This window comes from Pedobacter sp. AC163 (assembly GCF_979258665.1).
This window is the reverse complement of sequence record NZ_OZ409872.1, coordinates 426,623-441,159: the sequence shown is the minus strand read 5'-3', so window position 1 is coordinate 441,159 and position 14,537 is coordinate 426,623. Positions and strand designations below refer to the sequence as shown.

The window sequence follows — 14,537 nt, the reverse complement described above, 5'->3', positions numbered from 1 at the left end:
AATTCTTCTCAGTCTGTATGCTCACAGACCAAAAGATTTATCATTTCTAGGTGCAGATAATAGCTTTATCATTTTTGAAAAGCAGATTTCTGTTTCCATCGGTCCGCTAGTCCTGCTTTCCGTTTTATCCCGATGAACTATCGGGATGCTCACTCCAATCAGGTTTATTTTACTTCGGTAAACCTTTTAATCCTAAACCCGATAGCAGCGGCAGCCCCAGCTTTTTCTGCTGGGCTAAAGCAAAAGGCGGGACTATCGTAACCGAATCACCACTGCAATTGCTTTCCAAATCATTTTCAGATTTCTACAAAAATTTGAACCTCAACATTCTCAACTCCGAACTCACTTATTGTCCGTAATAAGCGCCTGTACCATGTTTGCGCTCATAATGCTTTTGAATTAACGAATCTTTTAACTTCGGCGCCTGAGGATTGATTTGCTGGGTTAACAAAGCCATTTGTGCAACGGCTTCTAAAACAGCGCTGTTATAAACTGCTTTCTCGGCCGTTTTTCCCCAGGTAAAAGGAGCGTGGTTACCCACTAAAATCATCTCCACTTCTTGATAACTCAAACCCAAACTTTCGAAATGATTCATAATCTGAAAGCCTGTTTCATATTCGTAGTTGCCTTTTATCATTGCATCGTCCATTGGTGGTGCACAAGGGATATCAACCGTCAAATGGTCGGCGTGGGTTGTTCCATAAATTGGAATGGCCTTTTGCGCTTGTGCCCAAGCTGTTCCATAAGTAGAATGTGTGTGAACAATTCCACCTACATTTTCCCAATGTTTATACAAAACCGCATGGGTTTTGGTGTCAGATGATGGACGTAAACTTCCTTCAACAGTATTGCCATCGAAATCAACAATCACCATTTTATCGGCTGATAAATCTTCGTAAGGTACACCGCTCGGCTTAATGGCAAATACACCTTTAGCCCGGTCAGCGGCACTCACATTTCCGAAAGTGAACAATACCAAGCCAAGTTTAGGCAACTGCATGTTGGCTAAATAAGCCTGCTCCTTTATATCCTGATAGTTGCTCATGATAAGTACGGTTTAACATCTTTTTTATTGTAACGCTCCAGGTATCGGCCTAAGCCAAGATACTGCTGGTAATGCATGCGGTACATTTTCTGTTTCTTCACATTTGGCTTGTACTCTTTTTCAAAACCAGTTCCCATAGCAGCCATGGCATCCTCAATGGTTGGGTAAATGCCAGCGGCAACAGCTGCAAACATCGCTGCACCCAAAGCGCAAGTATGTTCGAAACGGTGGATTCTGATTGGCATTTCCAAAACATCGGCCATCATTTGCATAATGTATGATGATTTTTTAGCTACTCCGCCAATGCCGATAATCCCTTTAACCGGAACACCTTGTTCTTTAAAACGATCTACAATTGCTTTAGCTCCAAAGCATGTTGCAGCAGCTAAAGCACGGAAGAAACGAGGCGCATCGGTACCAAGGCCTAAACCGGTAATGGCGCCTTTAAGTTCCTGATTGGCATCTGGAGTTCTTCTGCCGTTCAACCAATCTATTGCTAACTCAGCATAGTCGTCGTCTTCAAGTGCATCAGCTTGTTTACTCAAATTAGCAATTATTTTGCCTTCCAATTCTTCTTTCAAAGCAACTGCTGTTGCTTCATCAATAAGTTCAGATGCTGTTAACAGATGATTTAAAGGCCAGCTGATTAAGTTTTTGAACCATGCGTAAACATCGCCAAAAGCCGATTGACCAGCTTCCAAACCGGCCATGCCTGGAATTACGGAGCCATTCACCTGGCCACAAATACCATTAATCAGTTTACCATGTAAATCCTGATTTGGGGCAACCAAAATATCGCAAGTGCTGGTTCCCATTACTTTGCTTAAGTAATAAGGTTCAATCTGTCCGCCGACAGCGCCCATGTGGGCATCGAATGCGCCAACGCCTATGACTACATCAGTATTTAAGCCTAATTTATTTGCCCATTCCTCGCTTAATGTTCCAGCTGAAACATCAGAAGTATAGGTATCAACAAAAAGCTTTTCTCTAAAGCCAGCCAAAAGTGGGTCTAAACTGCTAAAGAAACTTTCCGGCGGTAACCCATCAAATTCTTCTGCCCATAAAGCTTTATGTCCGGCAGCGCAGCGACTACGTTTCATCGTTGCCACATCAGTTCCTCCTGTTAATAAAAAAGGAATCCAGTCGCAATGTTCCACCCACGATTCTGCGTTTTTTTCGATGGACGAATCAATTCTTAAAATGCGCAATAGTTTAGACCAAAACCATTCTGAAGAATAGATGCCGCCAACGTATTTCAAATAGTTTACAGGAAATTTCGTCGCATGTTCATTAATTTCGGCAGCCTCTTTAACTGCAGTGTGGTCTTTCCAAAGTACAAACATGGCATTTGGATTTTCCTCAAAACCTGGCTTTAATGCAAGGGGAGTACCTGATGCATCGACAGCAACCGGACTGGATCCGGTGGTATCAATGGAAATACCTTTAACCAAATGGGCAATATCCGCTCCACCGGCTTTTGCCAAACAATCTTTAATGGTGTGGGTTAAACCCTCAACATAATCTAAAGGATGTTGCCTGAATTGATTGATGGATGGCTTACAATATAAACCCTTTTGCCACCGTGGGTATAGAAAAACGGATGCAGAAATTTCTTTTCCTTTAGCAGTATCTACTAAAACGGACCGAACAGAATCCGTCCCGTAATCAACGCCAATTACATAGTTTGCTGTGCTCATAACAATAAATAATCGTCAAATTAACGTTTATTTATCTAAACTAAAAAATTTTAAACATTTTTTTAATCCACAATTACGAAGCATTCTTGTTTGCAGGCGTTTAAGCACTTTTGGGTTTAAATATGCATAATAGATTAAATAATTATCATATTGTTTTTACATGCGAAAGCCCTGCATTGCTGCAAGGCTTTTTAGTATTGTTTTTTAAAATTAAACCTTTTTTGGAGGAAGATCGAATGCTATAGCTTCATGTTCAAAATGCCCGTTATGTGCGCCATCGCAAAAAGGTTTGTTTTTTGATAATCCGCAACGGCAAATAGAAACAATTTCTCTGCCTTGCAAACCATAAGCATTACCGTTTCTATCTACAATTTCAAAATCACCTTCAATTTTCACTGATCCGTTATTGTTGATCGTTAGTTTTGTTTTTGACATAAATGTTTTGTTAGTATGTTACAAAATTAACTTAAACAGAATTGATTTCCCTTATTAGTTTACAGTTTAGAATTGTTCCGCGTAGGCGTTAATGTTTTACAAATACCAATTGAAGGATGGCGAATAATTAAAACCTACAGGCGGATATTCATCAAAGAAAATTTTTGTCTTCTTTAATTGTATAATTAACCAAATTCTCTTTAAATATCTTAATTCGATACATGAAACAAGTGTTTGGTAAGCGATTTATTTTGGTAGTGCTGATTGGCTTAGTCCTCCTGGCTTTCTTCTTCGTCTCTTTATTTGACAAAGGCGAGAGTGGGAATAGCGGCATGTCACTCAAGTTGCAAAAGTTTATACCTTTTGGCGCTTTTTTGATTTTAGAAACATTTTTGATCGCTCAAGCACTGTATTTTTTTGTCAAAAAGAGAGTTAGTGACGGACTGCAAAATATTTATGCAGCAGCTTTACTTGGAGTACTGCTTTTTCTAATTATGTATATCGGACACACATTTATTACTTCTTAAGATCATGAAATTTTTAATCTCTTGTACCTGTTGTTTTTTATTTTTCACTATTGGTTTCGCACAGGAAGTGAAAACAACCTTTTATACCGGTAAAGTTAATAACCGATCGGTTAGATTGTATTTAAAAGAAGAGGGAAATGATTGTGGAGCAACCCCACTATATTCTGGCATTTATCAATACGGCAATGGCAAAAACTGGATCGAATTACTGATTCAAAGTGATGAAAAAGGCCGCTTCGGGATGACAGAGTATCGGTTTACAGGAATGTTAATCTTGAAAAAAACTCCTAATGGTTTGGAAGGGATTTGGATCAGTCCTGACGGCAAAACACAATTAAAAGTTGTACTGAAGAAACAAGCATTATCGCCAAAGTTGAAGGAAGAATTGGAAGAGGGTTTAGAACGAACACACTATGAAAATTATGATTGTTAAAAGATACTTGATAGATCTCTCTGGATGCATCAATTTTCAATGTTACTAATTAATAAAATATGTTTAAACGCCTCATTAAGTTTTTCATTCTATTAATCGTCTTTATACAGAGTGTTCAAGCACAGGTTAACATCCTGGAAAATAACAGAGCACTCCTCAACAAACTTGCACAATTTGCCTATGTTGGTAAATTGGACAGCAACTTCATCAAATACAAAGCCGAAAGGAGCTCTGGTTATGGCATTGCATCTCGAAAAACAGGAACAGTAATTTTTCCCTCAAAAAATGGTAATGGCTATTCAATGGCCTCCTACGGTAAATACCTCGCCATTGAAAAGCGTAGTAATTTGGGAAACGAATTATTTGGTCTAATAGACGAAAAGGGAAAAGTTATTCTCGACTTTAAATATGATTTGATAGGCAACTTTTTAGTTCCGATGCCCGATAGTTTAGTGATTGTGCAAGTGGGAAATAAATTTGGGGTTTTTAATACAAAGACTGCGCTTTTATCGCCGATAATTTACGATAACACAAACAATGTGTTGAACGACTATGATGCCAGTCGTAATGGTACTTCGATTGAAGCGGCCAAAAGTATTTATAGCCAATTAGGCTTAGACGGTTTTTATGTTCAGCCAGTTAGCGTAGATTATATCGAGCCCAATGCAAAAATTATTGTTAACGACAATGTTGCTTATCTGGTGAACAAAAAGGGCGATAAAATATCAAAAAACTATGATTACGATTTGGAGTCTTTCTATAAAGCACATCCTTATGAATTTTATTTAGGCGCTGTTAAAGATACTGGAAGTAAAAATCCAGAGGCTCGAAAATTATTTCTCATTAATGGTCTTGGCCAGGAAGTTGCTGAAATTTCGTCTCATCGAAATAGTGGCAATCGCTATCTTATCGATTTGATCCCCAAGCGAAGCTATTATTTCATCAATACCGAGAAAATAATCACCATTCCTGATGGTTATGAGAAATTTGTTGAGCTGTATTTGTCTGAGGGTTTTATTGGTTTTGTAAACTTAAAAACCAAACAGAAATTATTTGTCGATCAATACGGAAATCAACTCACTATTGGCGAACCGCCAGTGCCCAAAAAAGCCATTTTAACTCAGCAATTAACTGATTTTGAAATCAACGATTTTAAGAAATTGGTTACAAAGCAGCTGTATTTAGGGCGTGTTACGAAATACCAGTACACCAATACTGGCAAACTGTTTAAAGAAACTGGTTTCAATTGTGAAGGTTCCGACCAGCCCATACTAGGATGGGAAGACACTTACTATTATGATAACAATAATAAGGTAAAAAGGATTACGAGATATCAGGGTGTTAATGAACCATTTGATTTGGATCCAAATGAAGCAGCCCCTGCGGTAAAAAAAATATACAACGCCAAAAAACAATTGGTAAGTACCACCAGTACAGTTGGAGAAACAAAATATGAAGAACGATTTACCTATGATAATTCTGGCAATGTAAAAGAAACAACCAAGTGGTATGATGGAAAGTTGATTTCGAAAAGTATGTTTAAGTACAATGCCAAAAGCCAGGTTTTAAAGGAGGAGGTTTTTCGCGATGGTAAACTTGATTACACTTACACCACTGGTTACGATAAGCAAGACCGAAAAATAAAATACGATATGATTGACAGCCGAGGAATAAGCACAAGCATTTGGTTTTACAGATACAATGGTAACGGCCAATTGCAGTATAAAATTGATTTGTATAGTATGCCCGAAGAGAAAAAAATGGAAGTAATGGAAGCTGCTCCACCATTGCCACCAGCACCTGAAAAGCGTACGAATTAGAAACAAAAATGATTAGTGGTTGATCTGACAAGAAAAAAACGCAGTTGAAAGTTTGACGCTAAAAAGGTATTAACCAAAGTTAAAGAAGGGTTGGAGATGTCTCGTAATGAATGTACCATGAAAACACAATTGAACTAAACTACTATTTATGAAGAAATTTATCTTAGCAAATTTTATACTTCTTGCCCTGCTTGGTTGCAATGGCGAATCACAGGAAAAAACGAAAGCCGATAAAATGAAGGAAATTATTGCGGCAAACAAAGCTGATGTCGATTTGCTGCTTGGCAGCAGTCCGAAAAAGTTTTCGGCAAAAACGGTTGATGGAAGCACATTTAATTCTGCAGAGCATGATGGTAAGTACTGGATTGTATTTGTTTATCAAAATAGCTACCTCAAAAAATCAGAAAGTTATGATCTGGTGGCTGAACTAAATACACTGCACCAAAAATATGGCAATCAGTTTCCTATGGTTGGAATTGTGAATGGGTTTTCAGATGATGCTACAACTATGACGAAAAGTGTTATAGACGCTAAGTTCAGTTTCAAACAAATTGACAATACACAGGGGCCGGGAAAAGAGAAGGCAATTAAAGAGAACGTTTATTGCACACCGGCAAAAATCCTGATTGATCCGAAAGGTAAAGTAGTTTACAACGGGTGTGGCGGGAACACAGACACCTTTGATGTTTTGCTCGATAGTTTGGTTAAATCAAAGAAACTTTAATTTCCATGTTGATGGAACAGGATGAACTCGAATTAAATAAAACGAAAAATAGTAATCTTAGTATTGTATTAATTTTAGCAAATTTTTCCTTGTTAGTGGCTTTTGCTTTCAGCGCAGGCGAAGAAGGAAAAGAGCTGGGCTTAGGCGTTTTGGGGATTGGTATCTTGTTTTTGTTAGGTGGCTACGCATTTAGCTATCATGGAAAAGGTTACAGAATTGGTAAATGGCTATTTGGCATTGCGCTAATCATTGCTATTATATTTTTTGGCTTGTTATGGTATTCATGGCAACTAAGTAAGGGCTTTAACCATTAATAGTATGAAGATCAATCACATCAACAAGTTGTATATTGGTTTTGGCGTCTTACTGCTTGCAGGTATCATTTATCGTTTTTTAACTTACAAGAGCTGGGAGAGATATGATTATTCGGCAACTGTTACTGCGCCAAATACATTTCCGATAGCAATTTCTGAGTTGTACTTGATCACGCCAAATGATGATTTCGAGCCTATAGATTCTGAATACTTGTCTAGTTTTTCAACAAATTGGCAAATTGATTACACGGCCAGCACACATGCGAAAACACAAAGATTGCCAAGCAGTATTAAAATAAGTTATTTTTCATTCAGGGATAAGCTCTTTTATAGTGATAGCCTGCAACTGCCAAAACGTAGCATAGAAAAAATATTCGATTCAGCTCGTCAGAATAAACAGTTTTTAATATTATCTGATTATGCCGGCAGGCGGAAAGGTTTGTCGTTTATGGTTGGAGTTGCAAATAAAGGCAATGTAATTATATGGTTAAGGGGAGTAAATTTGGAGCAGGAAATTTTGCGTGTCAAATTAAAACCAAAAATCCCAAAGGCAGCTGATTTTTACTTCGATGGAAAAATATCGAAAGAAGCGTATTTTGAAGAAGCTTTCAGCAAACTATCAGATAGTGTGAAAACGCTGCTTAAAAATGGTTATGACAAAGATGCAAACTATATCGATTCGCCTTCTCGATATCTAGAGAACAACAAAGAACTTTGGGATTACCAAAAGAAAAACGGATTTATAGATTAACGCTATGAGAAATACATTATCTAAACATAGTTTTATCTTGATCTGTTTTTTAATTTTTATAAACCAAAAAATACACGCACAGCTAAATATTTTAGAAAACAACAAAGCCCTAATTGAAAAACTAGCTAAATTCCATTTTATTCATGAAATAGACAGCAACTTTATACAATATCAAACCAAAGAAAGCGCTTCTATTAATTACGGTTATGGCGTTGCGAATAAAAAAACCGGAGAAATTATTTTTCCGGCTCAAAAAGAAATTTCTGGTTTCATTAAATCATATGGTAAATATATCGCGATACGCCAGCTTAATAATTTAGGCAAAGAAGTATTTGGGTTGATAAACGATACCGGGAAAATCATTCTCAATTTTCAATACGATAGAATAGGCAGTGTTTTTGTGGCGCTACCAGACAGTTTACTTACAGTACAAATGGGGAATAAGTTTGGCGTGTTCAATACCAATACACAAATTCTATCCCCAATAGTTTATAATAATATCAGCAATGCATTAAATGATGGTTATGCTTACCATGAGGGTGGTGCAAGTCAAGCAGATGAAATTGTTTACAGCCAGCTAGCGTGGTTAAAAGGATATCGTGCAAAGCAAAGTCTGGTTGAGGATAGAGAGCCTAAAGCCAAAATAATACTTAAAGGTGATGTAGCATATCTAGTAAATAATAAGGGCGAAAAAATATCCAAAAATTACGATTATGATATGGCGTATTTTCATCGATCACACCCTTCCGAATTTTATACAGGTGCAGTTAAAGATACAGGTAATACTAACCCAGATGCCCGAAAATTGTTTCTAATTAATGGTGATGGAAAAGAAATTACAGAAATTTCCAAAGCAACAAATGATGCTGACCGCCATTTTATAGAATTAGACCGTTACAAATCTTATTATTTTATTGAAACTAATAAAACTGTAACTATCCCGAACGGGTATTACAGGTTGGTATATTGCTATTCCAAAGAAGGTTTTTTGGGCTTCCGAAACATCAAAACTGATCAAAAATTATTTATTGATAAGTACGGTAACCAAATCATTGTAGGCTTGGCGCTTCAGCCTAAACCAATCATTATTACACCGAAACTTAGTGAAGCTGAAATAGAAAAGTTTAAAAAATTAGCCACAGTAAATCATCGCCTTGGCCGGGTTATTAAATATCAATATAATGAAAAAGGTAAGGTGTTTAAAGAAACAGGTTTCGATTTCGACTACATTCCTTTGCCAGAGTTAAGTTGGGACGAAACTTTTTATTACAACAAAGTCGATAGCGTAACAAAAGTTACACGTTACACTGGTGGAGATGAAGTTTATGAATTGTCTGATGACAACAAGCAAGGTAAAACTTCAAAGACTTATGATACAAAAAAACAGGTTGTGAAAACCGTTTTTTCTAGTGATAATTACAAATATGAGGAACACTTTGTTTACGATAAATTTGGCAGATTGGTGGAACGTACTGAAATAACTAACGGCAACGTTGGTGGTAAAATGTTATTTAAATACGATGAAAAAGGTAGGCTCATTGTTGAAAATTTGTATAGAGATAAGCAATTAGTGTATACTTATAAAACCAGCTATGATGCTAAAAATAGAAAGATAAAATATGATATGATTAACGCCAAGGGAACTATAAGTGGAATTTGGCTATATGAATACAATGATAAAAATCAGTTGCTTTATAAAATTGATTTGTACAGTCTAACGGATGATAAGAAGCTGGTTGAGGCAACAGAGGGCAGACCAACTTTGCAACCAGCGCCAAAAGAGGAAAACTAGAAAATGAGAAAGATATTATTGCTATTGGTCATTGTGTTTTTTGCTGGTTTGGTTTACAACATATACCCAGAAAATAAACTTCCATCAGATGTGTTGGTAGATTCGTTGGTAGTTTCTAAATCTCAACATAAAATGTTCGTTTATCAGCAAGGGAAATTGCTTAAAACCTACCAAGTTTCTTTTGGCGATAATCCGGTTGGACATAAACAATTTGAAGGTGATGAAAAAACACCTGAGGGACATTATACCATCAACGCCAAAAATGATAAAAGCGGCTACAATAAAAATTTAGGTATTTCTTATCCTAATGTGCAAGATATCAATTATGCAAAGTCGATAGGAAAGTCTACAGGTGGCGATATCAAGATTCATGGTTTACGAAATGGTCTAGGTATGATTAACAAATTTCAAAGGTGGTTTAACTGGACGAATGGATGTGTTGCCTTAACGAATTCTGAGGTCGATGAGTTATATCGCTCCGTGAAATTAGGAGCGGGAATTCAGATCAAACCATAAAATAAGTGAAATGAGAAATTTAATTATACTTATATTTTTGTTTAGTATAGCTGCTTGTCAACCAAAGGAGAAGAAACACTCAGGTAAAGAGGTGAAGGCTTTTCCGAAACAACAGAAAAAGCAAATCAAAATCGAAAATCCTATCGTGGGAAATACGAGTGATAGTAAGGTCTTTTATCAATGCGATCCAAATTGTATCTGGGAATATTACCATCCGTTTGCAGATACCAGTTATGTTTTTGCAGTTCGAAATTGTGGGGAAGAATACCTGGAAAAAGGAAAAACAGCCCGAATATATTTTGGTATAGATAGGGGGCAAACTGATAAAATAATCTGGGGAGAAAATGTACTTATCAAAACCCAAAAAGATTTTATAGAATACAAAGATTTCAATGGAGATGATGTAAATGATATTGTTATCTTCTCAGAAACAGGTGCGAGAGGTTCAAACTCACATTATTTTTTATATCTAGTAGATAGCAAAAATCATAAGGTTAATCGCGTGCTAAATTTTGAGAATATTGTTAATCCAGAATATAACAAGAAATATAATGTAATTCTAGGTTATGGTTATTCTGGGACAAATAACTATAGCGTTTACAAAATTTCTAAAGCCAATAAAGTTTACCAAATTGGTGCAGGTTTTGAGGATGATTTCGCCGGAGACGAGGAGGTATTGGATGGTAAGATCAAAGATATTTTAGATAAAAATCGAAAATGAAGAAAATATTGATGCTTTTTGCAGCGTCGCTATTATTTGCATGTAATGGTGGCGACAAAAAGAAAGATGCGAATACCCAAAATGTGGTGCAGGAAAAAGCTGCCGATACCACTCAAATAAAAGTAGCCAATACTTCAAAATACATCCCGGTAAAAACTTGGGTTGATGATTTTAAAAATTTTAGGTCTGCTGTTTTAACAAAGGATAAGGCCAAGCTTAAAACCTATTTTAAATTTCCTGTATTAACTACCGAAAATTCTAGTTTGTGGTATTTAATTCAATTGAGCGATGGGGAGTGGAAAAAGCGAAAGTTAAAATATGGAAGCAAAGCCGATTTCTTTTACGAAGAGGATCTCGACCGTTACCTTAACCTGATTTTTGATCCCGACTTTGTGAAGACCATCACCAAAATAAAAACCGCTAAGCTTTTGAATGAGCAGCATTCAGAATCACCAATATTTACCAAAGGAGACTATACCTATCAAATGTTAGCTGATTTTTACGTAGAAGAACAAAACGCCCTGTATTTAAATATGAGTTTTGGGAGCACCGGTGTTGATGAAAACGGAGAGCATGTAAGTGAGGGAGAACACAACAACATTTATATGTTTGAATTGGTCGACAATAAACGAATCATTTTTAAAGGCTTTACTGCGGCAGGTTAATCATTCGAAATCTGTTAATTAAACATTCTAAGGGTTGTAAAATATATAAAGCATAAGCGAATAATAAACAATTCCTCGCAAATAATAATTGAGCGATTTCGCTAAAATGAAAATTTATAGTTTGGTGTTTATAAAATGATATAAGCATGAGAACGCTAAATTTTTTCTTCCTATTTATTGTCCTATCACTTGTTTCCGCCTGTTCAAATTCGCCTAAAAGCGATGGAGTTGATTACTTCTCCAAATCTGGTATCGAAATCCCAAAATATAGTAATGATGAAGTAAATAATCATCTAAATGATTTCAAAAATCTTTGGAATGTACTCTCAACTGCGGTGAAAAATGATGACAAATCATATTCTCCGGAGTTAAGCATACAGTTTTCTGACTGGACAATAAAGGCACTTAAATTAGAAGATAAGCTTAAACGTGATGAACGCAAAACGTATTACGGATTTATAGAGGACCTTACTAAAAAGTGGGATGAAAAAAGAAACAAACTAGATTAATTAAAATGGCTCCAAAAATGATTTTGAAGATTACTCCTTTATTCCTGCTGCTTTGTTTGGCTAAACCAATTTTTGCACAACTGCCCGAAGAAATAAAATGGAAACATTTGCAAAAGGATTACAATGCCGATAGTAGCGAATTGGTGCTCAGCTTAAATAACAAACTTTTACAAGGCAAGTACAAAATTCCATTTGATGAAGGCGGATTTGCACTTTACAATATCAAAAAAGGAATAATTACTGGCGAGGCGTTTTGGTATTCGCAAGGCGGAAGAATGGAATGCAAACTTTACTACAAAAACGGCGTTCGTAACGGGATAAAAGAAAATTACGATAACGAAGGCAAAGTTTGGTTACGCCAGGAGTATAAGGATGGCAAAAAAAACGGTGCCAGCGAAATGTACAGCGGTGGTAAATTATCAAATAAATCTGTGTACAAAGCCGATAAAAAACACGGTTTATCTCAAACCTTTTCAGGCGACCAAGTAATAACCGAAGCTTATTATGAAAACGATTTGAAGAATGGAACTTCTAAAACTTATGGTTCAGATGGGAAATTAACTATAGAAATTAATTACAAAAATGATAAGCGAAATGGTGTTTATCGAGTTTATAACGATGGACAAATCATGACCGAAACCAATTATAAAGATGATTTGCAAAACGGTTTATCCACCAATTATGCTTTGGGTAAAAAAAATATGGATGTCGAATTTTTGAACGGAAAACGTCATGGCGTTTCACACATGTACAAACCAGATGGATCAGTGCTTTTTACACATTACTATCTTAATGGAGAAAAAGTAACAGAAGCAATTTATAAACAAGCGCAAAAATAAGGTAAGTATAAAACGTTCCAAAAAATCTTGAAGAAATTATCATCGCAAACGACTTCCTTAGAAATTGCGCAGTCGTTAGCCAAACTTAAAAGCGTTTGGGTTGCTAGATTTATGAGGTTTACGCCACAAGTATTAGTATAAACTTGAATTGGCTAAATACAACTAAAATTAGTATCAAACGGCTCAGACTTACAAATTTAAATACTACAATAACAATAAATTTTAAAGTTAACAAAAAACAAAATGAAGAAAATGCTATTTATCGCTCTTGCATCAGCTATGCTTATTTCATGTAGCCAAAACAAAGAAAAAGGAAAAGTTGTAACGTTTGAAGAATACCATGCCTTAAATCAAAAAGAAGAAAATAATGGGAAACGATTTGCCATTGTCGGTTATCCTTTTATTGACGGCGATATCACAGTAAAAAGTACATTGTCTAACGATAGCCAATTGCCGCATATCGCTTTTTATGATGAGCCAGGTGGAAAAGGAAAAATGATTGCATCGCTACCTATGGCTAATGGAAAAGGGAAAAATGAATTTGACGCACCCGGTACATTTACAATGGATCAGGTTGTATTTTACGATAACGAGGGAAAACCCTTAAAATACACAGATAAAATGGAAGTATCTTTTACTATGGATTTACAAGTTGATAGAAGCAAAACAACTATGAACGACAAATCTGTTTATTACGGCGGTCCAAGCGAAACCAGAATAGATAAAGCGAATTAAAAGGTTAATTGAAACTGAACAGTTTAATACCAAAGGTTAATTTTTCATCAAACCGTACATATAGCATGAAAAAGTAATAATTCCATTCACACTAAAAAGAATTACAGCCGCTGAACCCCAAAAAAGCCCCAAACACGGGTGAGTACGCTTGGGAATGGGAACAAATTAGAATAGACCCGATTAAACAATATTACTATTAACATAGTGCCTGCGATAGGTTAAAGAAAAACGAAGTCACCTTTAAAATATCGCAGGTTATAATCATTTTTCTTATGGGATTTTTTGATAAAATATTCGGACAAAACGATAAAGCTGAACAGCCAAAAGAAACATTGCCGACACCAAGTATACCAATCTGTAAAACCGAACAAGAACTTATAGAACAGTTTTGCGGTATTGCGTTCGATAAGCAAATTGATTTAGGCGATGTAATCGGCAGCAATAATTGGAATGTTGACATGACGAAGGGAGAAATTAGCTTTGGTGCAGACTTGGTGTTTCCTATCCAGGTTTTAGGAACATTTTCACATTCATCTCAAACCTGGCTTTGGGCCTGGGCAAATACAAAATCAGAATTGCCTGAAAGCATTATGCAACAAGCAAACCAACTAAAAAAATATGGTGACGAAAACGATATAGATCTGCTAAGTATTAACCAATTTGATGCAACAATTGCCGATTTACACTTAATTGGATCGGTAGCTTCGGGCATGTTTAACACAAGTGGTTATTATATCGCCGACTATGGTGAAGGTGCGATGGTGGTTACCATACAAAGTGAAAAAGTAGATAAAATTCGTCAGCACAATCACCACAGAATTGCGACAGTTTTTCCGCAACTCATTTCGCAATTTGAGATGAACCACAATTTGGCGCTAACGAATTATTTAAACGCAAAAGGTTACCAAATTTCTGAGAATGGAGCCAAGTTAGTTGCTGCAAAAAACGGACAAACGATTACAGCCGAGTTCGATGAGCTATCGAGATTAACAAAGTTGAACGGATAAAAATCCA

General features: G+C 36.2%; 17 protein-coding genes. 14 read left to right on the top strand and 3 right to left on the bottom strand.

Annotation, left to right across the window (positions count from 1 at the left end; translation table 11 throughout):
* Positions 1 to 346: 346 nt before the first annotated feature.
* The 3 genes from ACZZZK_RS01930 to ACZZZK_RS01920 form a co-directional block, all read right to left on the bottom strand.
* Complete coding sequence (locus tag ACZZZK_RS01930) at positions 347 to 1,045, bottom strand: L-ribulose-5-phosphate 4-epimerase (RefSeq protein WP_463482602.1); 699 nt, start codon at positions 1,043 to 1,045, stop codon at positions 347 to 349.
* Entirely contained in the window at positions 1,042 to 2,742 is a 1,701-nt protein-coding gene (locus ACZZZK_RS01925) for a ribulokinase (protein ID WP_463482601.1), read from the bottom strand. The genes ACZZZK_RS01930 and ACZZZK_RS01925 overlap by 4 nt, the downstream gene beginning before the upstream one ends.
* Before the next feature lie 210 nt (positions 2,743 to 2,952).
* Positions 2,953 to 3,177 carry a CDGSH iron-sulfur domain-containing protein gene (locus ACZZZK_RS01920; RefSeq protein ID WP_056849153.1) on the bottom strand — a complete coding sequence of 75 codons (225 nt, stop codon included), beginning with the start codon at positions 3,175 to 3,177 and terminating at the stop codon, positions 2,953 to 2,955.
* Positions 3,178 to 3,398: 221 nt separating this feature from the next.
* On the opposite strand from ACZZZK_RS01920, the gene ACZZZK_RS01915 reads away from it, so the two are divergent.
* The 14 genes from ACZZZK_RS01915 (at position 3,399) to ACZZZK_RS01850 (ending at position 14,530) form a co-directional block, all read left to right on the top strand.
* Complete coding sequence (locus tag ACZZZK_RS01915; protein ID WP_463482600.1) at positions 3,399 to 3,704, top strand: hypothetical protein; 306 nt, start codon at positions 3,399 to 3,401, stop codon at positions 3,702 to 3,704.
* Positions 3,705 to 3,708: 4 nt separating this feature from the next.
* Positions 3,709 to 4,137 carry a hypothetical protein gene (locus ACZZZK_RS01910; RefSeq protein WP_463482599.1) on the top strand — a complete coding sequence of 143 codons (429 nt, stop codon included), beginning with the start codon at positions 3,709 to 3,711 and terminating at the stop codon, positions 4,135 to 4,137.
* Positions 4,138 to 4,196: 59 nt separating this feature from the next.
* Positions 4,197 to 5,957 carry a WG repeat-containing protein gene (locus tag ACZZZK_RS01905; RefSeq protein ID WP_463482598.1) on the top strand — a complete coding sequence of 587 codons (1,761 nt, stop codon included), beginning with the start codon at positions 4,197 to 4,199 and terminating at the stop codon, positions 5,955 to 5,957.
* Between the two features lie 148 nt (positions 5,958 to 6,105).
* Positions 6,106 to 6,681, top strand: a complete 576-nt coding sequence (locus ACZZZK_RS01900) for a peroxiredoxin family protein (RefSeq protein ID WP_463482597.1) — start codon at positions 6,106 to 6,108, stop codon at positions 6,679 to 6,681.
* Positions 6,682 to 6,692: 11 nt separating this feature from the next.
* Positions 6,693 to 6,995: a hypothetical protein gene (locus tag ACZZZK_RS01895; RefSeq protein ID WP_463482596.1), complete on the top strand. Its 303-nt coding sequence runs from the start codon at positions 6,693 to 6,695 to the stop codon at positions 6,993 to 6,995.
* A 4-nt stretch (positions 6,996 to 6,999) separates the two neighbouring features.
* A complete protein-coding gene (locus ACZZZK_RS01890; RefSeq protein ID WP_463482595.1) occupies positions 7,000 to 7,746 on the top strand; it encodes a DUF2931 family protein in 747 nt (248 codons plus the stop codon).
* 4 nt (positions 7,747 to 7,750) lie between these two features.
* Positions 7,751 to 9,538: a hypothetical protein gene (locus ACZZZK_RS01885; RefSeq protein ID WP_463482594.1), complete on the top strand. Its 1,788-nt coding sequence runs from the start codon at positions 7,751 to 7,753 to the stop codon at positions 9,536 to 9,538.
* A 3-nt stretch (positions 9,539 to 9,541) separates the two neighbouring features.
* Positions 9,542 to 10,054: a L,D-transpeptidase family protein gene (locus tag ACZZZK_RS01880; RefSeq protein ID WP_463482593.1), complete on the top strand. Its 513-nt coding sequence runs from the start codon at positions 9,542 to 9,544 to the stop codon at positions 10,052 to 10,054.
* Between the two features lie 10 nt (positions 10,055 to 10,064).
* Positions 10,065 to 10,775 carry an XAC2610-related protein gene (locus tag ACZZZK_RS01875; protein ID WP_463482592.1) on the top strand — a complete coding sequence of 237 codons (711 nt, stop codon included), beginning with the start codon at positions 10,065 to 10,067 and terminating at the stop codon, positions 10,773 to 10,775.
* A complete protein-coding gene (locus ACZZZK_RS01870; RefSeq protein WP_463482591.1) occupies positions 10,772 to 11,440 on the top strand; it encodes a hypothetical protein in 669 nt (222 codons plus the stop codon). Before ACZZZK_RS01875 ends, ACZZZK_RS01870 begins: the two co-directional genes overlap by 4 nt.
* Positions 11,441 to 11,586: 146 nt before the next feature.
* Entirely contained in the window at positions 11,587 to 11,949 is a 363-nt protein-coding gene (locus ACZZZK_RS01865) for a hypothetical protein (RefSeq protein ID WP_463482590.1), read from the top strand.
* 17 nt (positions 11,950 to 11,966) lie between these two features.
* On the top strand, positions 11,967 to 12,788 hold the full coding sequence (locus ACZZZK_RS01860; RefSeq protein WP_463482589.1) for a toxin-antitoxin system YwqK family antitoxin: 822 nt from the start codon (positions 11,967 to 11,969) through the stop codon (positions 12,786 to 12,788).
* 243 nt (positions 12,789 to 13,031) lie between these two features.
* Positions 13,032 to 13,523 carry a hypothetical protein gene (locus tag ACZZZK_RS01855; protein WP_463482588.1) on the top strand — a complete coding sequence of 164 codons (492 nt, stop codon included), beginning with the start codon at positions 13,032 to 13,034 and terminating at the stop codon, positions 13,521 to 13,523.
* 272 nt (positions 13,524 to 13,795) lie between these two features.
* Complete coding sequence (locus ACZZZK_RS01850; protein ID WP_463482587.1) at positions 13,796 to 14,530, top strand: DUF6882 domain-containing protein; 735 nt, start codon at positions 13,796 to 13,798, stop codon at positions 14,528 to 14,530.
* Positions 14,531 to 14,537 lie beyond the last annotated feature (7 nt).